Source organism: Halomonas litopenaei (assembly GCF_003045775.1).
Lineage (GTDB): Bacteria > Pseudomonadota > Gammaproteobacteria > Pseudomonadales > Halomonadaceae > Halomonas > Halomonas litopenaei.
Genome location: NZ_PXNS01000004.1, coordinates 45,595 through 67,059, shown reverse-complemented (window position 1 = coordinate 67,059; position 21,465 = coordinate 45,595). Strand labels below are relative to the sequence as shown.

At 61.1% G+C, this 21,465-nt stretch carries 17 protein-coding genes; 9 read left to right on the top strand and 8 right to left on the bottom strand.

Features of this window, described 5'->3' with window-relative positions:
- The first annotated feature begins 1 nt into the window (after position 1).
- Positions 2 to 1,243, top strand: a complete 1,242-nt coding sequence (locus C6W88_RS06780) for a P-loop nucleotide/nucleoside kinase family protein (protein WP_108131953.1) — start codon at positions 2 to 4, stop codon at positions 1,241 to 1,243.
- A 160-nt stretch (positions 1,244 to 1,403) separates the two neighbouring features.
- Here the strand turns inward: C6W88_RS06780 and C6W88_RS06775 are convergent, their stop codons facing one another.
- On the bottom strand, positions 1,404 to 2,075 hold the full coding sequence (locus C6W88_RS06775) for a LuxR C-terminal-related transcriptional regulator (protein WP_045992729.1): 672 nt from the start codon (positions 2,073 to 2,075) through the stop codon (positions 1,404 to 1,406).
- A 328-nt stretch (positions 2,076 to 2,403) separates the two neighbouring features.
- Here C6W88_RS06775 and rdgB point away from each other — a divergent pair, with 328 nt between their 5' ends.
- The 4 genes from rdgB to C6W88_RS06755 all read left to right on the top strand — a co-directional run bounded on the left by rdgB (position 2,404) and on the right by C6W88_RS06755 (position 6,237).
- Positions 2,404 to 3,015 (top strand): RdgB/HAM1 family non-canonical purine NTP pyrophosphatase, encoded by a 612-nt coding sequence (gene rdgB / locus C6W88_RS06770; RefSeq protein ID WP_045992730.1) that lies wholly within the window; start codon positions 2,404 to 2,406, stop codon positions 3,013 to 3,015.
- A complete protein-coding gene (gene hemW, locus C6W88_RS06765) occupies positions 3,015 to 4,184 on the top strand; it encodes a radical SAM family heme chaperone HemW (protein ID WP_108131952.1) in 1,170 nt (389 codons plus the stop codon). Before rdgB ends, hemW begins: the two co-directional genes overlap by 1 nt.
- 38 nt (positions 4,185 to 4,222) lie before the next feature.
- On the top strand, positions 4,223 to 4,897 hold the full coding sequence (locus tag C6W88_RS06760) for a YiaD family glycine zipper/OmpA-like lipoprotein (RefSeq protein WP_108131951.1): 675 nt from the start codon (positions 4,223 to 4,225) through the stop codon (positions 4,895 to 4,897).
- 464 nt (positions 4,898 to 5,361) lie between these two features.
- The gene (locus C6W88_RS06755; protein ID WP_108131950.1) at positions 5,362 to 6,237 is read left to right on the top strand and encodes a 23S rRNA (adenine(2030)-N(6))-methyltransferase RlmJ; all 876 of its coding nucleotides are present in this window, start codon (positions 5,362 to 5,364) and stop codon (positions 6,235 to 6,237) included.
- A gap of 38 nt (positions 6,238 to 6,275) precedes the next feature.
- On the opposite strand, the gene C6W88_RS06750 is transcribed toward C6W88_RS06755, so the two are convergent.
- The 5 genes from C6W88_RS06750 to rpmH all read right to left on the bottom strand — a co-directional run bounded on the left by C6W88_RS06750 (position 6,276) and on the right by rpmH (position 11,110).
- Complete coding sequence (locus C6W88_RS06750; RefSeq protein ID WP_146164639.1) at positions 6,276 to 6,848, bottom strand: YceI family protein; 573 nt, start codon at positions 6,846 to 6,848, stop codon at positions 6,276 to 6,278.
- A gap of 261 nt (positions 6,849 to 7,109) precedes the next feature.
- Complete coding sequence (mnmE, locus tag C6W88_RS06745) at positions 7,110 to 8,480, bottom strand: tRNA uridine-5-carboxymethylaminomethyl(34) synthesis GTPase MnmE (RefSeq protein WP_108131948.1); 1,371 nt, start codon at positions 8,478 to 8,480, stop codon at positions 7,110 to 7,112.
- A 153-nt stretch (positions 8,481 to 8,633) separates the two neighbouring features.
- Entirely contained in the window at positions 8,634 to 10,313 is a 1,680-nt protein-coding gene (yidC, locus tag C6W88_RS06740; protein WP_108131947.1) for a membrane protein insertase YidC, read from the bottom strand.
- 199 nt (positions 10,314 to 10,512) lie between these two features.
- Positions 10,513 to 10,962: a ribonuclease P protein component gene (gene rnpA, locus C6W88_RS06735; protein WP_083970680.1), complete on the bottom strand. Its 450-nt coding sequence runs from the start codon at positions 10,960 to 10,962 to the stop codon at positions 10,513 to 10,515.
- Between the two features lie 13 nt (positions 10,963 to 10,975).
- Complete coding sequence (rpmH, locus tag C6W88_RS06730; protein ID WP_008959105.1) at positions 10,976 to 11,110, bottom strand: 50S ribosomal protein L34; 135 nt, start codon at positions 11,108 to 11,110, stop codon at positions 10,976 to 10,978.
- A gap of 601 nt (positions 11,111 to 11,711) precedes the next feature.
- Between rpmH and dnaA the strand changes: the two genes are divergently transcribed.
- The 4 genes from dnaA to gyrB are packed head-to-tail and all read left to right on the top strand — an operon-like array spanning position 11,712 to position 17,927.
- Positions 11,712 to 13,187: a chromosomal replication initiator protein DnaA gene (gene dnaA, locus C6W88_RS06725; RefSeq protein WP_045995088.1), complete on the top strand. Its 1,476-nt coding sequence runs from the start codon at positions 11,712 to 11,714 to the stop codon at positions 13,185 to 13,187.
- 60 nt (positions 13,188 to 13,247) lie between these two features.
- Positions 13,248 to 14,351 carry a DNA polymerase III subunit beta gene (gene dnaN, locus C6W88_RS06720; protein WP_045995089.1) on the top strand — a complete coding sequence of 368 codons (1,104 nt, stop codon included), beginning with the start codon at positions 13,248 to 13,250 and terminating at the stop codon, positions 14,349 to 14,351.
- A gap of 28 nt (positions 14,352 to 14,379) precedes the next feature.
- Positions 14,380 to 15,510, top strand: coding sequence for a DNA replication/repair protein RecF (gene recF, locus C6W88_RS06715; protein ID WP_045995090.1), 1,131 nt, complete (start codon positions 14,380 to 14,382; stop codon positions 15,508 to 15,510).
- Positions 15,507 to 17,927 (top strand): DNA topoisomerase (ATP-hydrolyzing) subunit B, encoded by a 2,421-nt coding sequence (gene gyrB / locus C6W88_RS06710; RefSeq protein ID WP_045995091.1) that lies wholly within the window; start codon positions 15,507 to 15,509, stop codon positions 17,925 to 17,927. Before recF ends, gyrB begins: the two co-directional genes overlap by 4 nt.
- A 1,285-nt stretch (positions 17,928 to 19,212) precedes the next feature.
- On the opposite strand, the gene gmhB is transcribed toward gyrB, so the two are convergent.
- Together gmhB and C6W88_RS06695 are read right to left on the bottom strand one after the other, a co-directional pair.
- Positions 19,213 to 19,782, bottom strand: coding sequence for a D-glycero-beta-D-manno-heptose 1,7-bisphosphate 7-phosphatase (gmhB, locus tag C6W88_RS06705; RefSeq protein WP_108131946.1), 570 nt, complete (start codon positions 19,780 to 19,782; stop codon positions 19,213 to 19,215).
- Between the two features lie 488 nt (positions 19,783 to 20,270).
- Positions 20,271 to 21,230 carry a LysR family transcriptional regulator gene (locus C6W88_RS06695; RefSeq protein WP_108131944.1) on the bottom strand — a complete coding sequence of 320 codons (960 nt, stop codon included), beginning with the start codon at positions 21,228 to 21,230 and terminating at the stop codon, positions 20,271 to 20,273.
- Between the last annotated feature and the right edge of the window lie 235 nt (positions 21,231 to 21,465).

The window sequence follows — 21,465 nt, the reverse complement described above, 5'->3', positions numbered from 1 at the left end:
CATGACTGGCAATGACGCCGCTTCGCCGGACACCGCGCTGGAGCCATTTACCCTGGAAGAACTGCTGGACGCGCTGGCCGAGTTTCACGCCGAGCCGTTGCCGCCGGAGAGCGATTTGCCGGAACCGCTGACGGTGCTCAAGCACCGCAGCGAGGCCGAGTTCTCGGCCTGTCGATCACTGCTGACCGGGGACGAGGACGTCGATCGCCTGGACGCCCTCAAGGTGTGGCTGGATCAGGAATTCGATCGTCTCGCTCCGATCATCGAGGTGCGCAAGGATCGCCTGCGTCCCAGCCGTTGGTACATGGAGTACTCCGATGTACGTCTGTGTGACAACGGGCGTCTGGTGGTTGCCCAGAGTGCCGCCCAGGATCCCAAGCCCTTCGACTATCCCGAGATGGCAGATCCCGGCCATGACCTGGCGAGTCTCAGGGTGGAACTCGAACTGCGTGGCGAGATGACGCTCTCCCATCAGGCTCTGGATGGCTATCTACGTCGCAGTGGCGACTACGAGCTGGCACGGATCCTGTCACTGTTGCAGGTCATCGAGTCCATGGCGGGCATGCGCCGTGCGCTGCAGCGTCGCCAGGTGAGCGGCCAGGAGCGTCCGTCGCTGATGGCCGAGACCATGAACAGTTTCCGCCGCTACCTGACCCTGGCGGAGCGCCACGCGGAGTTCCGCTTTCCGCCGCTGGTGATCGGCGTCGGGGTGTCGGGCAGCGGCAAGAGCCGTTTCACCCGTACCCTGGTGGGACGCCAGGGGGCGGTGCGACTGAGCTCCGATGTTCAGCGCCTGGTGCTGCATGGATTCAATCCACAACAGGGTAGTGACGATCTGCCTGTGGATATCTATACCCGCGAGGCCACCGACAAGACCTACCAGCGCCTGGCCGCCTGCGCCGGGATTTTGCTGGACGCCGGTTACATGGTCTGTGTCGACGGCACCTTCCTCGAGCGCAAGCAGCGCGAGCTGTTGCGCTGGCAGGCCGAGGCCCGGGGACTGCCGGTGCTGCTGGTAAGCTTCGAGGCCGACGACGAGACGCTAAGACGTCGCATCAGCAAACGCGCGGTGCGCAATGAGCGAGACGAATCGTTGAGCCTGGCGGTGCTGGCGGCACAGCAGGACGCCTTCGAAGACTTCACCGACGAGGAACGCCTGCACCTGGTGCGGCTGGACAGCACGGCCGACAACGCGGCGGAGACCTTGGCCAGCCTGATCGAAGAGCACATTCGCGTGCTGTGAGAGACCAGCCAGGTATCTTTCTCCACCAACAAGGACGCCGGCATCGCCGGCGTCCTTGTCGGCTGCACCTGTGTTGTCGATGCAGTCGCTTTATTCCGTTGCTCGATCTCGGCCCAAAGGCGTCTGTGCCCCCGTCGTTCCAGGGCTCGGTCGTCGAGCCTTAGCGTGTCGCAGTGGAGCGTCGAGGTGGCGGTGCGCCGAGATTCTGGCGTGCCCAGTTGACCGCCTGCAGGCGATTGCTGACGCGAATCTTCTTGAACACGTTGTACAGGTGAGACTTTACGGTGTGTTCGCTGACGCACAGGCGTTCGGCAATTTCCATGTTGGAGGCGCCGGAGCCCAGCAGGCCGATGATCTCCATCTCGCGCTGGGTCAGGCCACAGGCCGGTCGATAGGCATTGAGCTGCTGGCGGCGGGAGAACTCGATCAGGCGAGTCATCAGTGAGCGCGACATCCACAGATCGTCGGTCTCGAACAGCTTGGCGATGCCCTTGCAGATACTGTCGAGGCTGTCCTGACGATAGAAGACCCCTCGCAGATGCATGAAGGACAGCACCTCCAGCGCATGTTCTTCGTCACGCAGGTTGAAGGCGGTGAGCAACAGGCCGCTGTGGCGTGCACTGACATCCTGCCAATGCTGCATGGCGGCGTCGTCGACGTGGTCGGCGTCCATCAGTACCAGCACCTGCTGACTGTCATCGATCTCGATGGTGTCGGCGGGGGCGGCGATGGAGACAGGGCAGTGGAATTGGTCCTTGATATAGTTGATGAAGAGCAGTGACTGAGGGTTGTGGTCAGTCACCAGCACTATCTGTCCTGTGTTGTTGCTCATCGTCGTGTCTCCGTGCACCCGCAGACGCCTGCTGACAGGGATGGGTATGACTAGTAAGTGGTGACCATTATGGGCCTATTTCATTCATTTTGTAAGGTTCTGTAACTACTGCACAGTAAAGTTAGGCTTGATACACGGTTGTACCGAAATATTTCATACCTTGGTCCTAGAAAATAGCGAATTTTCGGACATTTTCCCGGTATTTTTTGAATCTTTTTTCCAACTTTGTGCTTAAACGGCATTCAAACCACGCATGATAGAGTATAGGCAAACATGCCGGCATAGTGCCGACGTGTCTTCTCTCGAACTACCCATCAAGAGCGACACCATGAGTCAACTTACCGAACTGGTGCTGGCCAGTGGAAACGCCGGCAAGCTCAAGGAACTGGGCGCGCTGCTGGCGCCACTGGGCATCAAGGTTCACGCCCAGTCGGAGTTTGCCGTTCCAGAGGTCGAGGAAACGGGACTGACCTTTGTCGAAAATGCCCTGCTCAAGGCGAGGGAAGCCAGCCGTATCAGCGGCCTGCCGGCGCTGGCCGACGACTCCGGGCTCGCCGTGGATGCACTCGATGGTCGCCCCGGTATCTATTCCGCCCGCTTTGCCGGTGAACCCAAGGACGACGGTCGCAATAACGACAAGTTGCTCGAGGCCATGGCCGAGGTGCCCGAAGGGAGTCGTGGTGCCAGCTACTGGTGCGTGCTGGTGCTGCTCGAGCATCCCGAGGATCCAGTGCCACTGATTGTCCAGGCCGACTGGCGTGGCGAGATCCTGGCCCATCCGCGCGGTGAGGGCGGCTTTGGCTATGACCCACTGTTCTGGCTGCCGGATCAGGGCGCCAGCGCCGCCGAACTCGGCGCGGCGGAGAAGAACCGACTGAGTCATCGCGGTCGCGCCCTCTCGGCACTGCTGCTCGAACTCGAGCGTCGGTCGAGTTCGTGATGGTGTCTCGTCTTCCGCCGCTGGCGCTGTATGTCCATGTGCCCTGGTGCGTGCGCAAGTGTCCCTACTGTGACTTCAATTCCCACGGTGTCGGGCGCGGCGCCGAACTCCCCGAACAGGCCTATCTGGCGGCTTTGATCGACGACCTGCGCAGCGATGCCAGGCTTGCCGACGGACGCGAGCTGGTCAGCATCTTCATCGGCGGCGGCACCCCGAGTCTGATGTCTGGAGATTTCTATCGCCGATTGCTGGATACGGCGAGCCAGCTGGTGCCTTTCGCCTCGGATATCGAAATTACGCTGGAAGCCAACCCGGGGACGCTGGAGCGTGGCCGCTTTGCCGACTATCGCCGTGCCGGCATCAACCGGCTGTCGCTTGGCGTGCAGAGTTTTCACGACGAACAGCTTTCGGCGCTGGGTCGTATCCATGGCGGCGAGGACGCCGAGCGCGCCTTCGATGAGGCTCGCCGAGCCGGATTCGACAATCTCAATCTGGACTTGATGCATGGCTTGCCGGGGCAGACCCCGGAGCTCGCGCTTGCCGACCTGGAGCGGGCCATCACGCTGGCGCCGGAACACCTGTCCTGGTATCAGCTGACGCTGGAGCCCAATACCGAGTTTCATGCCAAGCCACCGCGGCTACCGGAAGAAGAGGTGCTGTGGGATATCCAGGACTTGGGCCACGAGCGTCTCGAGGCGGCAGGGTTTCAACGCTATGAGATCTCGGCCTACTCGAAGCCTGGGCGTCGGGCGCGTCACAACCTCAACTACTGGCGCTTCGGCGACTACCTGGGGATCGGCGCCGGTGCCCACGGCAAGATCAGCCAGCCGGGCGAGTCGGGCTTCCACATCGAGCGTCGCTGGAAGACTCGCCAGCCCGAGGCTTACCTGCAGCGACATCAGGACCCACGGGGTTTCGTGGCCGGTCATCGACGGGTGAAGCCTGACGAGGTGGCGCTGGAATTCGCGATGAACGCACTGAGACTGGTCGACGGGGTATCGCTGGATACCTGGTGTGCACACACAGGACGCTCTGTGGCAGAGTTGTCGCCAAAGATCGACAAGGCGCGTGAAAAGGGACTTATTGTGCAAGACGCCGCCAGGGTTCAAGCTTCTGCGCAAGGTCTATTATTCTTGAACGACCTTTTGACCCTGTTCAGCGAAGACTGAAAGGGATGATGTACCACATGGAAGGAGACGTTGACGCCATGAGCAGCAAGACTCGACTGATCGCCCCGCTGGCAGCCGCCGTGATTCTGGCTGGCTGCTCCACAACGGATCCTTACACTGGCCAGACCGATCGCAACAACACCGGCATTGGCGCCGCTGTGGGTGCCGCCGTCGGTGCCGCAGCCGGCGCCATCAGTGGCGACGGCAGCACCAGCAAACGTGACCGTGCCTTGATTGGTGCCGCTGCGGGCGCCGCCGTGGGCGGTGGCATCGGTGTCTATATGGATCGCCAGGAAGAACAGCTGCGTCAGAGCATGCAGGGTACCGGGATCGAGGTGGAGCGCCAGGGTGACAACATCGTGCTCAACATGCCGAGTAGCGTGACCTTCGGCTTCGACTCCGCCGACCTGACCGGCGGCGCCACCAGCGCCCTCAACGACGTGGCCAACGTGCTGACCCAGTATCCGGAAACCCGCGTCAATATCGCCGGCCACACCGACTCTACCGGCGACGCCAGCTACAACCAGCGTCTGTCCGAGCGTCGTGCTCAGTCGGTGGGCAGCTACCTCCAGGGGCAGGGTGTCGCCTCCGGTCGTCTGTACGTGAGCGGCTACGGTGAAAACCAACCGATCGCCAGCAACAACACCGAAGAAGGTCGCGCCCAGAACCGTCGCGTCGAGATTACCCTGACGCCGACCGGCCAGCAGGGGTAAGGCGACTCGGCTGCCTGTATGAGGGAGGCCCGCCACCTCGGTGGGTTTCTCTCGCTTGCGTCGATAGCCCGTAGCTGAAGTCGCGACGTTGCAGCGACTGCAATCGCAAGGCCCGCACCTCTCGACAGAGGCGCGGGCCTTTTCGATACCTGCCTATCTCTTCATTCCTGCCCGGTCTCTCCAGGACCCTCTAGATATCTCCTGGACTCGCTAGATCTCTCGTGGTCTTGTCTGGCCTGGTCTCTCCCAGCCCTGCTGCTGCCCCAACCTTGGTCACAGCGATAACTGGCGACGGCTCAATGATATTCAACGGCTCGGGTTCGTGGGGGTACAGCGTACCTACTCGGATAAAGCCCAATGTCTGTCATGAGTCCATACGTCTGCACGCAGACCCCTACTTGCTGTTATCGTAACGTCATCGACTCGGCGAACGATTTTCGCCCCACGACCAGGTCAGACCATCCATGCTTTCCTATCAGCACGCCTATCATGCCGGCAATTTCGCCGACGTTCATAAACACTTGTGGCTTTACGCCACGATCGATCATCTATTACGTAAAGATAGTGCCATTACGTTTATAGATACTCACGCCGGGCGAGGAAGCTATCCGTTGGCGGCTGAAGAAACCGCGCGGCTCAAGGAGTACCAGACGGGCGTCAAGCGCTTGTGGGACAGCCGCACCGAGACGGGCAAGGCGGGCGCGCAGAATCCACTGCTGACGACCTGGCTTGAGGCGATCGACTCCGTCCAGCCGCGCCCACAGCAATTGACCCACTACCCGGGCTCGCCCTGGTGGCTGGGTCATCGGCTGCGTGATCAGGACCGATTGACCCTGTTCGAGTTGCACCCGGGTGAGCACGGCCACCTGGCCCGGCAGTCACTGGCAGGCGAAGGGCAGCAGGCGAATATTCGACGCGTGCATGGCGATGGCCTGGCCGGGCTCAGGTCACTGCTCCCGGTAAAGACACCGCGGCTGTGCGTGCTGGTCGACCCGAGTTTCGAGCGCAAGTCGGAGTACCAGGAGGTCGCCGAAACCATGATTCATGCCCTCGGCAAGGTCCGACACGCGGTGCTGCTGCTGTGGTATCCACTGCTGCCCGCCGGGCGCCACCAGGAGCTGTTGGACAGGCTGCGAGCCAGCGGTGTGCGCAAGCTATGGCGCAGCGAGGTGATCCTGCACCCCCCGGGTGGGGCGAGTCACGGCATGTACGGCAGCGGGATGCTGGTGGCCAACCCGCCCTGGGGTGTCAGCGACAGCATGCAGGCCGCCATCGCTGACTGGCTGCCGCTGCTCGGTGACGCAGCGCGCCACGACCAGCGCTGGTGGGTCGAGGAGTAGCGCCTGGTCGTCGGTGATCTGGCCAGACGCCAATCGGGTCATGGTGCCTCGAACATCAAGCGAAAGCCCACCGGTGAGGTTCGGTCGATGGATGAGAGGCCGGCGATTTCCTGCAAGGCGGCGATGCCGTCCTCGAAGCCCAGCGATTCTGCGCTTAGCCATACCGGCTGATCCGATACCACCAGCCAGCGTGTGTCGGCGAGTCTTGCCACCAGTACCTGGGCTTCCTGCTCGGTCGACGCCGAGCCGAGACTGATATCGACCGGGATACTGGTCGCCAGGGTCTCGCCTACGCCAAGTGAATCGAAGCTGGAGGTATCGACCTGGGCCGAGATCGCGAAGCTGGCCGCGGCCAGCAGGTGCTCGAGCATCCGTTCATCACGGATATCGATGCCCGTGTCCAGCGATTCGGTGGCCACCTCGATGGTGACCTTGCCGTTATCGTCGATACCGCCGGACAGACCATCCAGGTGGTGGGTCTCACCTATGCTCTGGTTTTTCACCGAGCCGAACCACAGGCGTGAATCGTCACCGGACAGCTGCCAGTCCGCCAGGGCGGAAAGCGAGGCGCTGCCTAGCGCCATTGCGACAACCAGGGGAAGAGCTTTCATGGGGACTCCTGTGGGCAAGGGGGCAATGCCCACAGTGTAGCGGGTATGACAGATGCCCTGGACGAGCCCTCGATCCGGCCGGCCGGGGGGCGGATGTCTGGCACCAGTGATGGCGGACGCCTCAGGCGCCCCATGTCGGCGCCAGGCGTGGCTTCGCCATCACTGAAGGGATGGCGAGGCGATCGCTGGCGCATGAACGTGGGTAAGTGCTCGCTATCGGTGTAGCGTATGCTTTAAAGGCTTTTGTGCATTTTCAGGCATTCACTTGCCGATACAGAAGCTGCCGAAGATCTCACCCAGTAGATCGTCGGCGCTGAACTCGCCGGTGATCTCCCCCAGAGCCTGCTGGGCATCACGCAGGTCCTCAGCCAGCAGCTCGCCCGCGCCATAGCCTTCGAGTTGTGCATGGCCGTTGTCGAGGGCCTCGCGAGCGCGGTCGAGGGCGTCCAGGTGACGACGCCGAGCCGAGAAGCGGCCTTCGGTGGTGGACTGAAAGCCCATGATCTCCTTGAGGTGAGACTTGAGGTTATCCACACCCTGACGTGATCTGGCGGAGAGCCGCAGCGTAGGAGGTGTTGTGGATAAATCGAGTCCCGGCACTTCACCGCTCTGGTCCACCTTGTTGCGCACCAGGGTCAAGCGTGAGGCGTCCGGCAGGCGCTCGACGAATTCCGGCCAGATGGCCATGGGGTCGGTGGCCTCGGTGGTGGTGGCGTCCACCAGCAGCAGGACTCGGTCGGCCTTCTCGATTTCGCTCCAGGCGCGGGCCACGCCGATCTTTTCCACTGCGTCGGGGGTATCGCGCAGGCCGGCGGTGTCGATGATGTGCAGTGGCATGCCGTCCAGATGGATATGTTCTCGCAACACGTCCCGGGTGGTGCCCTCGATATCGGTGACGATGGCCGTGTCCTGTTCGGTCAGCGCATTGAGCAGGCTCGACTTGCCGGCATTGGGCCGTCCGGCGATGACCACGCTCATGCCCTCGCGCATCAGTGCGCCCTGGCCAGCACTGCGACGCACCTCGGCGAGCTCCGTCATGAGCGCGCCCAGCTTGGCCGCGACATGGCCATCGGCGAGGAAGTCGATCTCCTCCTCGGGGAAGTCGATGGCCGCCTCGACGTACATGCGCAGTTCGATCAGGCCCTGGACCAGCGACTGCACGCGGGTGGAGAACTCGCCCTGCAAGGAGCGCAAGGCATTTTCGGCGGCGCCACGGGAGCTGGCGTCGATCAGGTCGGCGATGGCCTCGGCCTGAGCCAGGTCGAGCTTGTCATTGAGAAAGGCGCGCTCGGAGAACTCACCCGGGCGGGCCAGCCGTGCCCCCAGCGCCACACAGCGCTCGAGCAGCATGTCCATGATCACCGGGCCGCCGTGACCCTGAAGTTCCAGCACGTCTTCGCCGGTGAAGGAGTGTGGCCCTTCGAAAAACAGCGCGATGCCTTCATCGATTACCCCGTTATCGCCCCTGAACGGTCCGTAGAAGGCCTGGCGCGCTTCCGGTACCTGGCCCAGCATGGCGCTGGCAATCGCGCCACAGGCAGGCCCCGAGACGCGTATGATGCCGACGCCGCCCCGACCCGGCGGCGTGGCGAGGGCGCAGATGCTGTCCTGGGTGTAGAGAGGCGTGGTCATGGTCAGACTCCTTGATGATCGGGCGTATTGTCAGGCGCAGCGCCTGGCTTTGCCAGTCCGGCTGGTGTGGCCAACGGCTGTGGCCAGAGGTGCGGGCCCTGAAACGCCAGACCCCCGCCGAAGCGGGGGTCTGGAAGCGTCATGCATGAGGACTTACTTGGTGTTCATGCCCTTGCCGACGCTGGGGTCTTCCTCGATCTTGCGGGTGATCACGTACTGCTGAATGATCGAGATGCAGTTGTTGCACACCCAGTAGATGACCAGACCGGCCGGGAACCACAGGAAGAAGAAGGTGAAGACGATCGGCAGCATCTTCATGATCTTCGCCTGCATCGGGTCCGGAGGCGTCGGGTTGAGCATCTGCTGAACGAACATGGAGGCGCCCATCAGGATCGGCAGGACGAAGTAGGGGTCCTTCACCGACAGGTCCTGGATCCACAGCATGAAGGGCGCGTGACGCAGTTCCACGGACTCCAGCAGCATCCAGTACAGCGCGATGAATACCGGCATCTGTATCAGGATCGGCAGACAGCCGCCCAGCGGATTGATCTTTTCCTTCTGGTAGAACTTCATCATCTCCTGGGACATCTTCTGGCGGTCGTCGCCGAAGCGTTCCTTGAGACGCTGCATTTCCGGGCCCAGCTTGCGCATGCGTGCCATGGACTTGTAGGCCTTGGCAGACAGCGGCCACAGGGCAGCCTTGACCATGATGGTCAGGATGACGATGGACCAGCCCCAGTTGCCGATCAGATCGTGGATGTGATCGAGCAGCCAGAACAGCGGATTGGCGATGAACCACAGCCAGCCGAAGTCGACGGTCAGCTCCAGGTTCGGTGCCACGGCCTCAAGCCGCTCCTGCACCTTGGGCCCCATGTAGAGGGTGGCACCCAGGGTGGCGTCGGCTCCCGGTGCCAGGGTCTGGGCCTGGCCGGCGAAGGCGGCAACGTTGCGGTCCTGACTGTCGGTGGCGGCGTAGAACAGGTTGTCCTGCTGCTGCGGCGGTACCCAGGCGGAGGTGAAGTAGTGCTGGATGATCGCGACCCAGCCGCCCTCGACCTCGCGGTTCTGGAAGTTGCCTGCCTGGATGTCCTCGAAGTCGATCTTCTCGTAGCGGTTCTCCGGTGAGGAGTACGCCGCGCCGAGGAAGGAGCGCATGCCCATCTTGGGGCCAGTGGACGGATCCGGGTTGTTGTCGCGGGCCAGTTGGCCGATGAAGCGTGCGCTGACCGGCTCCTCGCCAGCGTTGGCAAGCAGGTAGCTGACGTCGACTGCGTAGTCGTCACGACTGAAGGTGAAACGCTTGACGATATCGATGCCATTGACGGTGGCGGTCATGTCCACCTGCAGGCTGTCCTGGCCGTCGGCTAGGCGGTACTCGGTCTTCTCGGGCGAGAAGGCGATACGACCGCTGTTGCCGTCAAGCTGCAGTCCAGAGCGAGCGACGTAGCTCAGGGTGCTGTTGTTGGACAGCAGCACGTAGGGCCGATCCCCATCCTGGCTCATCAGATGCTGGGGGAGGGCGGCGTAGACGATATCGCCACCCTGGGGGTCGATACGCACGTCGAGGACGTCGGTGATGACCGCAATGAGATCTCGACTGTTGGCAGCGGGCTCGCTGCTGCCGGGCAGCTCGCTGCCGACATCATTGGCCGAGCTGGGTGCCGCCAGGCCTTCCGACGTGGAGGCGTCGGCACCGTTTGAGGTCGCGTTGCTGGTGATCGCCGGAGCATCCGGGGTGCTGGGCGGCTGACCGTAGTCCTGGTTCCACTGCACCATGATCAGGTAGGCGAGCACCGCCAGGGGGATCAGCAGGAGTAGTCGTTTTACGTCCATGAAGGGTCTGCCCGAAGGGAAGTGAACATGCCGATGGCGCCACGCGAGACGCCTACATGAGATACACGAAAGCCTGCCGGAGGCAGGCCAGTATTCGTACGGAAACGTTCCGCGTCGCGAGAGGTGACGTCAAGGGGCCGGAAGAGGGACTCGTTCATGCTCGGACGAAGTGTGTTCGGCATTGAAGAGCCTCTTGCTGCTAGTTACGGCTTTGCTTCGGCTGTGACCGAGTGTCACCCCGGGTGTCACTCGCGTGGCGAGGTGTCGTCGATGTCCGCGAGGGACGAGTCGACTTCTCGGCCTCGCGCTCGAGACGACGCCACATGCCGAACAGCTGGCGCAGCACGGTGTCGTTGTCGACCTCGTTGACGCCACGCCTGGCCAGCAAGACGATATCCACGGCGGGAAGTCGATGCTGTGCATGCCGAACGGACTCACGAGCCAGTCGTTTCAGTCGATTGCGATCGACGGCCCGGCGTACGTTCTTCTTGCTGAAGACCAGGCCCAGGCGAGGGTGTCCCAAGTCATTGGGAATCGCCAACGCCATCAGGCCCTTGCCGTGAACCTTGTAGACCGCCCCATCGAACACCTGGCGGTAGTCCCCGGCAGTCAGCAAGCGGCATTGCCGGGGAAAGGTCAGACAGGCCACGAAGGACCTGCGCTTAGGCGCTCAGGCGCTTGCGGCCCTTGGCACGGCGACGTGCCAGAACGGCGCGGCCGTTTTTGGTGGCCATGCGAGCACGGAAGCCGTGCGCGCGCTTGCGCTTGAGAACGCTCGGTTGAAATGTGCGCTTCATAACTCGTTAATCCCACAGTGGTTTTTTGGAACGGATAGACATCCAGAGGCTCCCGGAATCCGCTCGGGCCCCCGGGGGTATTCGGCTCAAGACCGGATATTTTAGTGATTTCAAGCCCTGGGTGCAATCTTTTCGCGGGCCAGAAAGCAGGTTTCAGGGTGTTCGCCCCTGCCAGTCCGGACCAGACGGCTGGGGATAACTCTTGCTCGAGCCGAACCGGTGGGTGAACAAGCCACCTGGGACCGGCCTCGCGACATGACCCACTGCCTACATAACAATAAAGAGAAGTTCTTGACTGATGTTGTTATTACTACTGGGGATAGTTTTTGTGGATAAGCTTGTTCTCGTATGAAATTTCAACATGTTGCGTTGCATATAAAAGTGTGGAGAAAACGTTGAGACCGCGGGGAGGAGCGGTGTGGTTCCGGTGGATCAATGATGAGATTGTCCACAGGGGCTAGTTCGCCAGCAAGTTGTTCCAGCACAACTCCGAATGGCGTACAAGGGTTTTCCACAGCTAGGTTTCGGTGCCGTTCTCGTGTGGATAACTCGTGGTGACAAGGCTACAATGTGCGGTCGTTCTTCAACCAAGGTAGCTCGCGTGTCGCTCGCTCTCTGGCAACAGTGTCTACAAACCCTTCAGGATGAACTGAGCTCGCAGCAGTTCAACACCTGGATTCGCCCTCTGCAGGCGGAAGAAGGGGAGTCCAATCAGCTCAGGCTGCTGGCACCCAACCGCTTCGTGCGCGATTGGGTCAGTGACAAGTACGCCAAGCGTATCAGTGAACTGATGCGGGAGTTGGCGCCGGCCAAGCCGCCCAAGGTGATGCTGACGGTGGGCAGTCGTCGTGCTGCGCCGGCCCCACCCCAGACTCGCGAACTCGGCGATCCTGTCTCCGCCGCTCCGGCCCGCTCGGCGGCCGTGCACACCAGCTCCCGCGGCGATGTGGGGGATGAGCGCGAGGTCGACCGCCTGCGCGACGAAGGCGGTGAGGCGCCGGTCACGCGTCCACCCGGTGGTGAGCGTCAGGTTCAGGTCGAGGGCAGTCTCAAGCACTCCAGTGGCCTGAATCCCAACTTCACCTTCGAGACGTTTGTCGAGGGCAAGTCCAACCAGCTTGCCAGGGCGGCATCCCGCCAGGTGTCGGAGAACCCTGGGGGAGCCTACAACCCACTGTTTCTGTATGGTGGCGTCGGCCTCGGTAAGACCCACCTGATGCATGCGGTGGGCAATGCCCTGGCGGGGCGTCGCGAGAACGCTCGGGTGGTGTATCTTCACTCGGAGCGCTTCGTGGCCGATATGGTCAAGGCCCTTCAGCTCAACGCCATCAATGACTTCAAGCGCTTCTATCGCAGCGTCGACGCGCTGTTGATCGATGACATCCAGTTCTTCGCCGGCAAGGAGCGCTCCCAGGAGGAGTTCTTCCACACCTTCAATGCCTTGCTTGAGGGTGGCCAGCAGATGATCCTGACCTCGGATCGCTATCCGAAGGAAATCAGCGGCGTCGAGGAGCGCCTCAAGTCCCGTTTTGGCTGGGGGCTGACGGTGGCGATAGAGCCGCCTGAGCTCGAGACTCGGGTGGCGATCCTGATGAAGAAGGCCGACCAGGCCAAGGTGGATCTACCCCATGATGCGGCTTTCTTCATCGCCCAGAAGATTCGCTCCAACGTGCGTGAACTGGAAGGGGCGCTGAAGAAGGTCATCGCCGATTCCCACTTCATGGGCAAGTCGATCACCCAGGACTTCATCCGCGAATCGCTCAAGGATCTGCTCGCTCTGCAGGACAAGCAGGTAGGCGTGGACAACATCCAGCGTACCGTGGCGGAGTACTACAAGATCAAGCTGGCGGACCTGCTGTCCAAGCGGCGTTCACGCTCCGTGGCGCGCCCGCGACAGGTCGCCATGGCCCTGGCCAAGGAACTGACCAATCACAGTCTTCCGGAAATCGGCGACGCCTTCGGCGGCCGAGACCACACCACCGTGCTACATGCCTGTCGCAAGGTGCAGGCGCTGCAGGAAGAAAGCGCCGATATTCGTGAAGACTACAAGAATCTGTTGCGGCTTTTGACCAGTTAACGTCTCTACGTCATCAACCGCGTGACCGTCTCACTCTCCCGGACAAGAAGTGGAGCCGACATGAAATTTTCCATCTCCCGCGAAGCGCTGCTGCGCCCGCTGACGCTGGTGGCCGGTGTGGTCGAGCGCCGTCAGACGTTACCGGTGCTCTCCAACGTGCTGATCCAGGTCGAACAGGACGAGGTCGCCTTGACCGGCACCGACCTGGAAGTCGAACTGGTCGGCCGCACCGTGGCCAGCCAGGTGGATGAGCCTGGCGCCATCACGGTGCCCGCGCGCAAGCTGATGGACATCTGCAAGTCCTTGCCAGACCAGTCCGAGCTGGAGCTGTCCATAGAGGACGGGCGGGCCGTGCTGCGCAGTGGCCGTTCACGCTTTACCCTGTCCACGCTTCCGGTCGCCGAGTTTCCGAATATTGAAGATGGTCAGAGCAGTGTCGAACTGGCGTTGCCGCGGGGGACCCTCAAGCAGCTGATCGACGCCACCTCGTTCGCCATGGCGCAGCAGGACGTTCGCTACTATCTGAATGGCCTGCTGCTGGAGTTCGCCCCGAACCTGGTCCGCACCGTGGCTACCGACGGCCACCGCCTGGCGGTCAGCTCTCGCCCCGTGGAGATCAACATTGAGTCGGCCCAGAAGCTGATCGTTCCGCGCAAGGGTGTACTCGAACTGGTACGGCTGCTCGACGATTCTGAAGAGCCTGTCAGCCTGACCCTGGGCTCTACCCATATCCGTGCTCACACCGGGGACTTCACCTTCACCTCCAAGCTGGTGGACGGCAAGTTCCCGGACTACGAGCGGGTCGTGCCCAAGGGCGGCGACAAGGTCTTCATCGCTGAACGTTCGGAGTTGCGTCAGGTGCTGTCGCGTACCGCCATCCTCTCCAACGAGAAGTACCGTGGGGTACGGCTGAATCTGGAAGAGGGCAACCTGAGGGTGATGGCCAACAACCCGGAGCAGGAAGAGGCCGAGGAAAACATCGCCATCGAATACAGCGGGCCGGCCATGGAGATCGGCTTCAACGTCGGCTATCTGATCGATGTGCTCAACGCCGTGGGTGAGGATCGCGTGCAGATGACGCTGGGCGATCCCAACAGCAGCGCGCTGATGGAAGAACCCGGTGGCGGCGATGCCCTCTATGTCGTGATGCCGATGCGCCTGTGACGGTATTCGTTGCCAGCAAGGCCTTTCCATGGCGCTAGACCGCTTGATGTTTCAAGGCCTGCGAAACTTGCAGGCCTTTGATATTTCACCATCTTCCGGGATCAACCTGATCACTGGAAGCAACGGCAGCGGCAAGACCAGCCTGCTCGAAGGTATCCACCTGCTGGGCATGGGGCGGTCCTTTCGGGCGCGTCGGCTATCCCAGGTACTCCACCACGATGCTGACGCCCTTGTCCTGCATGGCCGCCTTGCCGGTGATCCCCCTGTATCGATCGGTTTGCGCCGCCTGCGTCAGGAGCGCGAATTGACGCTGCGCATTGGCGGTGAGCGACTCGACAGGGTGTCTCGTCTGGTGGAGACCCTGCCCCTGCAGTTGATCAACCCCGACGCCTTCCGCCTGCTGGAGGGATCTCCCGCCGGCAGGAGGGAGTTCCTGGATTGGGGAGTGTTTCACGTGAAACATGACTTCCTGCAGGCCTGGCAGCGTTTCCGTCGCGCCCTGAAACATCGGAATGCCCTGCTCAGGCATGGTAGAATGGAGCCTCAATCCCTGTCAGTGTGGGAGCATGAGCTGGCGCTTTCGGGCGAGCGCATGGACATCCTGCGCAGGGAATGGATCGATACCTTTATCCCGGTATTCGAGGAAACGCTGGAAGGGCTGATTTCACTGCCATCACTGACGCTGCGCTATAGCCGTGGCTGGGATCGACAGCGAGATCTGGCCGAGGTGCTCGAGCAGGGACGCGACACCGATCGTCAGATGGGCTTTACCCAGCAGGGGCCCCAGCGAGCGGATCTGGCGATTCGACTCGGCAAACGACCAGCGGTCGAAGTGCTTTCACGAGGACAACAGAAACTCGTCGTGAGCGCACTGAAGCTTGCCCAGGGACGGTTACTCGAGAAGATGACAGGCAGGACCTGTCTCTACTTGATCGACGATCTGCCCGCCGAACTGGACCAGAACCACCGAAGGATCTTTTGCCAGTGGCTGGAGCGGATGCGCTGCCAGGCCTTCATCACCAGCGTGGATCACGAGGTACTGGCCGACCTGTGGCAACCCGATACGCCGATGGCAATGTTTCACGTGAAACAAGACGCTGACGGCTTCGGCCAGCTGCAGGCCATAGACAGACAGACTTCACGACGGAGTGGTCAATGAGCGAACATGCTTACGACTCATCGAGCATCAAGGTACTGAAAGGCCTGGATGCCGTACGCAAGCGGCCCGGGATGTACATCGGCGATACCGATGATGGTACCGGCCTGCATCACATGGTGTTCGAGCTGGTGGACAACTCCATCGACGAAGCGCTGGCCGGCCACTGTAGCGAGATCAGGGTGATCATCCATCCGGATGAGTCGATCACCGTCAGTGACAATGGCCGTGGCATTCCTACCGATATTCATGAAGAGGAAGGCGTATCGGCGGCCGAAGTGATCATGACGGTGTTGCACGCGGGCGGTAAGTTCGATGACAACTCCTACAAGGTATCTGGCGGCCTGCACGGCGTCGGTGTCTCGGTGGTCAATGCGCTGTCTGAAGAGCTCAAGCTGACCATCTGGCGTGCTGGCAAGGTCCACGAGCAGATCTATCGTCACGGTGTCCCCGAGTCGCCGCTGGCTGTGGTGGGGCAGACCGAGCAGACCGGTTCGCGGGTGCACTTCCGTCCGTCTCCCGAGACCTTCGCCAATATCGAGTTTCACTACGATATTCTGGCCAAGCGTCTGCGTGAGCTGTCGTTTCTGAATTCTGGTGTGGCTATCCGCCTGCTGGACGAGCGTAGCGGCAAGGAAGAGCTGTTTCACTATGAAGGTGGCCTGAAGGCCTTCGTCGACCACCTCAACACCAACAAGACCGTTCTCAACCCTGTCTTCCACTTCAATGTGGAGCGGGAAGATGGCGTGGCGGTCGAGGTGGCGATGCAGTGGAACGATACCTTCGCCGAGAACATCTTCTGCTACACCAACAACATCCCTCAGCGGGATGGCGGTACCCACCTGGCCGGTTTCCGCGCTTCACTGACTCGTACGCTCAATCACTATATTGAAGCGGAAGGGTTGCTGAAGAAGACCAAGGTGAACACCTCCGGTGACGACGCCCGTGAGGGCCTGACCGCGATCATCTCGGTCAAGGTGCCGGACCCGAAGTTTTCCTCCCAGACCAAGGACAAGCTGGTCTCTTCCGAGGTAAAAACTGCGGTAGAACAAGAACTTGGTCGGTCTTTCTCGGAGTATCTGGTAGAGAAGCCCAACGAAGCCAAGGCCATCGTCAACAAGATGCTGGACGCTGCCAGGGCCCGCGAGGCGGCGCGCAAGGCGCGTGATATGACCCGCCGCAAGGGTGCCCTGGACATCGCAGGGCTGCCCGGCAAGCTGGCCGACTGTCAGGAAAAGGACCCCGGTCTGTCCGAACTCTACCTGGTCGAGGGTGACTCGGCCGGGGGTAGTGCCAAGCAGGGGCGTGACCGGCGTACCCAGGCTATCCTGCCGCTCAAGGGCAAGATCCTCAACGTCGAGAAGGCCCGCTTCGACAAGATGCTGTCGTCTGCGGAAGTCGGGACGCTCATCACTGCCCTGGGTTGCGGCATTGGCCGTGAGGAGTTCAATCCGGACAAGCTGCGCTATCACTCGATCATCATCATGACCGATGCTGACGTGGACGGTTCGCATATTCGTACCCTGCTGTTGACGTTCTTCTTCCGTCAGATGGCGGAGTTGATCGAGCGCGGGCATGTGTTTATCGCCCAGCCGCCGCTGTACAAGATCAAGCGTGGCAAGCAGGAGCTCTACCTCAAGGATGAGCAGGCGATGATCGACTACCTGACCACCACCGCCCTGGACGGAGCGCGGTTGTGCGTCAGTGAAGATGCGCCAGGAATCAGCGGGGCTCAGCTTGAGACTCTGGTGAACCAGTACCGTGATGTAATGAAGCGCATCGATCGTCTGTCGCGGGTCTATCCCAGCGAGGTGCTGCGCAAGATCGTCCATGCGGCACATCTTGACGGCGAAAACAGCCTTCGTGATCGCGGCACCATGCAGAACTGGATCGAGTTCCTGCAGAAGGAAATGGACGATCTGGTGGCCTACGAGGGCGGACCGCGTTACACCTTCTCGTTGCAGGAAGACAATGAACGCGGGTTCTTCCTGCCGGCGGTAACCTTGATTGCCCATGGCGTGACCACCGACTACGTCTGGGGCCTGGACTTCTTCACCAGCGCCGACTATCGCGCCATCGCTGGCCTCGGTGAGACGCTGGATGGGCTGCTGGAAGAGAGCGCCTATATCGCCCGTGGTGAGCGCAAGAAGCCGGTCAAGACCTTCTATGAGGCGCTGGATTGGCTGATGAACGAGGCACAGCGTGGTCTGTCGATCCAGCGCTACAAGGGCCTGGGCGAGATGAACCCGGAGCAGTTGTGGGAAACCACCATGGATCCCAATACGCGGCGTATGCTGCGGGTTTCCATCGAAGATGCCGTTGCCGCCGACATGATGTTCAACACCCTGATGGGTGATGAAGTCGAACCGCGTCGTGACTTTATCGAGCGCAACGCTCTGGTGGCCAATCTGGACATCTAGTGCAGCAGGAAGTCCCAGGCCCATGGCCTCGATGTTTCACGTGAAACATCTCACAACAGAACCCCGATCTTCAGGATCGGGGTTTTTTCTGTTCTAGTATCAGTAGCTTGCCAGCGGCCGAATGGTTGGATGGTTGGGTGACTGGTTTCTTGAAAGGCCCGCTATAAGAGGGCAGGGTGCACCAGGCTTCTTTTGTCATCCGGCGAGGGTGTATCGCGAATGAGCAGATACACATCTGACCGCACGCCATTGGCTGTGGTCGGAAAATTCTGCTGGCGAACGCGGTGGGTCGGAGGTGTGTCCGGCGATGGAAGTCGGTGGGCGTAGCTGGATGTCAGTAGATGAAAGACGACGGTGCGGTGTCTCCATGGCGGTTGCACGGTGGGCAGGCGCTTGAGGACTGCGGCGCAGCTTGCACGTTTCACGTGAAACATCTGGCGATATAAGGTCCAGCTGCTCAAGCCAGGACCCACGCCTCTTTGATATCCAATGTCTGGTCGATGTCAGCATTCGTGCCGAGTACGGGGGAGTACCCGAGCTTCAGGCAGATACTCGGAGGAAGGTATCCGGCTTGCGCGATGACATTGAAGTGGTCGAACGATGCGGCGTATCGATTTCCTTGGCCTCATCTCGCAGAAGGGGATGGAAGGAGGGAATGAGAAAGGGAGGAATGGAGGTGTTGTTGGAAGGAGCTGTTGGAAGGAGCTGTTGGAAGGGGGGGACGGGATGGTGGCAAGGGGTGGTAACAGACGAGAGCGCACGACAAGCCACAATCGAGCTGCGTCCGTGGCCTCGCTCCTCCGCAACGTTTCACGTGAAACATCACGGCATCAGGCCTGAGATTCCAAGGCTGGGACCGTGTCTGGCTATCCGCATCTTGCGATCGGCGTCTTGCCATCTGTGTCTTGTTGCCCGCGGCTTGTTATCCGCCTCCTCTTATTTGGACCTGATGAGTCTCACGCTTCAGACTGGATGGCTTGGTTGTCGAAGTATATGGAACGTGCGGGAACCTGTCCGGAGGGGGCTCGATACATTGCACTCGCAGTCATCACAGAAAGACCGACAATTGAGCACCATGTCCTCTCCCGGCGGGTAAGTCGCAAGAGCTTTCCCGTGCTCTAACTTGTTGTTTGGACGTTGATATACGAAGAATGCGAGCCGCCATGTTTCACGTGAAACATGGCGGCTCGGCAGTTGTAGACAGATGAAAGGAGAGCCACGTCGTCGGCCAGGCCTGGAGGCTCGCCGAGGGCTGACGAGGGGGCGAGCCTGATGCAGGGTGCTTTCAGGTATCCAGGTTTCCTTGCAGCAGTTGATCGACAAAACCAGCGAGATCGTCATGGACCTCTGCCTCGCTGTCTGTCCGGCCAAGTTCTGGATGCTTGGCTAGTGTGCGCTCGCCCTTGCCGGTACGCACCAATGCAAGGCGGCAGCCCATGGCAGCGCCTGCCTCGAGATCCCGGTAGCTGTCGCCCACCATCCAGGCGCCTTCCAGGCTGTCGAGTGCAAGCGCAGCCTGAATCTGGCGGAGCAGACCGGGCAAGGGTTTGCGGCAATCACAGCGGTCCTCGCTAATGTGAGGGCAGTAGGCGATATGCTCGATCCGACCGCCCTCGGCCTCCACTAGGCTCAGCATCCTGGTGTGCATGGCCTCAAGCGTAGCCTCATCGTAGTAGCCGCGAGCGATGCCTGACTGGTTGGTGGCAACAGCGACGGTCCAGCCCTGTTGGGACAAACGGGCGATGGCGGTGATGGCGCTGGGGTAGGGGACCCACTCGGAGAGCGACTTGATATAGTTGTCGGAGTCCTGATTGATCACTCCGTCACGGTCGAGAATGACGAGTCGTGGGGCCATGGGTCTACCTGGTCTGTGCGATGGGTAAGGGTGGTTGCTGTCACGCAATCGGCCCAGTGTAGGGGCATGTTTCACGTGAAACAATCAGGTGCTGTTGAGGCCGTGTCCGTGGCCCTCGTTGCAGTTCTTGCCAACCCCGCCGCTGTTGCTGCCTGTCTCACCTTTTGCCAGTGGAAGCTCGTGCTATTCCCGCCATGTCGAGGGCGTAACAAGGGTCTCATGCAAGGGTCTCATGCAAGGGTCTCATGCAAGCCCATTCCAGCGACAACCATCCCAGGCTCCTCCGTATTCAGTAAGCCACGGATCGCTGCGATCCCAGCCCCCTTAGCTGTCGCTGGCAACACCCTAGGGCTTGTCTGAAAAGTGCCTGCGCTCGGTAATACGGCGTTAATAATCGGATCAAAATGCTCATTTACACCCCGTAAACTGCGCTTTCTCACCGATTTTTGCCTTGTCTAACCTTCGCTCGTCGACTTTTCGGACAGCGCCTAGTCCAAAAGTGGTGGCGACGTAGTGTCGGTGTCCAAGCCTGTCGCGCCGGCTGTCGCCAGTGCTGTGGGTATCGAGTCCTTCAGGTGATCGAGCAATGCTCGTACCCGCATTGGCGGATCCCGTCCTGGAAGCAGCGCATGGATGCTGATGTCTGGCAGCGACCAGTCCTCGAGCACGGGGAGCAACCTGCCGGCTTCCAGCGAGGCCCCGACGATGGAACGGGAGGTATGAAGGATGCCGATACCTGCCTCTGCCGCAATCACCAGTGCGTGCCCATAGTTCGCTCTGTAGCTTCCGCTGACCGGCACGTTGTGAACCTCGTCGCCACGGCGAAGTGGCCAGCGCTGAATACCCTGGAAACGTGTGTAGTGAAGGCAGTTGTGGTGCAGCAGGTCCAGTGGGTGACGTGGTATGCCGTGGCGTTGAAGATAGGCCCTCGACGCCACCAGCATGCGCTGATCTGCGGCCAAGGGGTGGGCGACCAAGCGAGAGTTCTCGAGCACCCCGACTCGCACTGCCAGATCGTGCCCGGACGAGGCGATATCGACAAAGCGATCGTCGAAGTCGGCGTCCACTTCAATGTCTGGATGGCGATCGAGAAATTCGGGGAGGAAGGGCGCAATATGGATTCGGCCGAAATTGACCGGTAGTGATAGGCGGATCAGTCCTCGCGGTCGGTCACTGATGTCCTGCAAGGTATCCGCCGCCTTGTCGAGTAACCGTAGAGCAGGGACAGCGCGTTCCAGGTAGGTGCGGCCCGCCAGGGTCAGGGAAACCTCACGGGTGGTCCGGTGCAACAGCTTCGTCCCGAGCCGGGACTCTAGGGCATCGAGGCGACGGCTGACCGCGCCGCTGGTGAGGTTGAGTTGCTCGCCGGCCGCACGCAGTGAGCCATATCTTGCCACTTCAACCAGGGCAAGCAGTCCAGCGACCAGTGTGTCGTGATGGGATGGCATGGTGCACTCTCGTCCAGAGGCAGGGGGTTGGTCATTGCACGAGTCGCCATGGGGCCAGGGGCGATGGGCGCCGGTGCGGCGACAGATACTTCTTTCCAGCGCTTGTCACCACAAGGCCCATGCAGCGACTCACTCGGCAATCGATCGGAAGCTGCCAATGACTATGCTTCAGCGGATCTTGCCGTGGGGTTGGCGCGGGCAATGCCAGAGCCGGAGCCAGTGCCAGCGCCAGAGC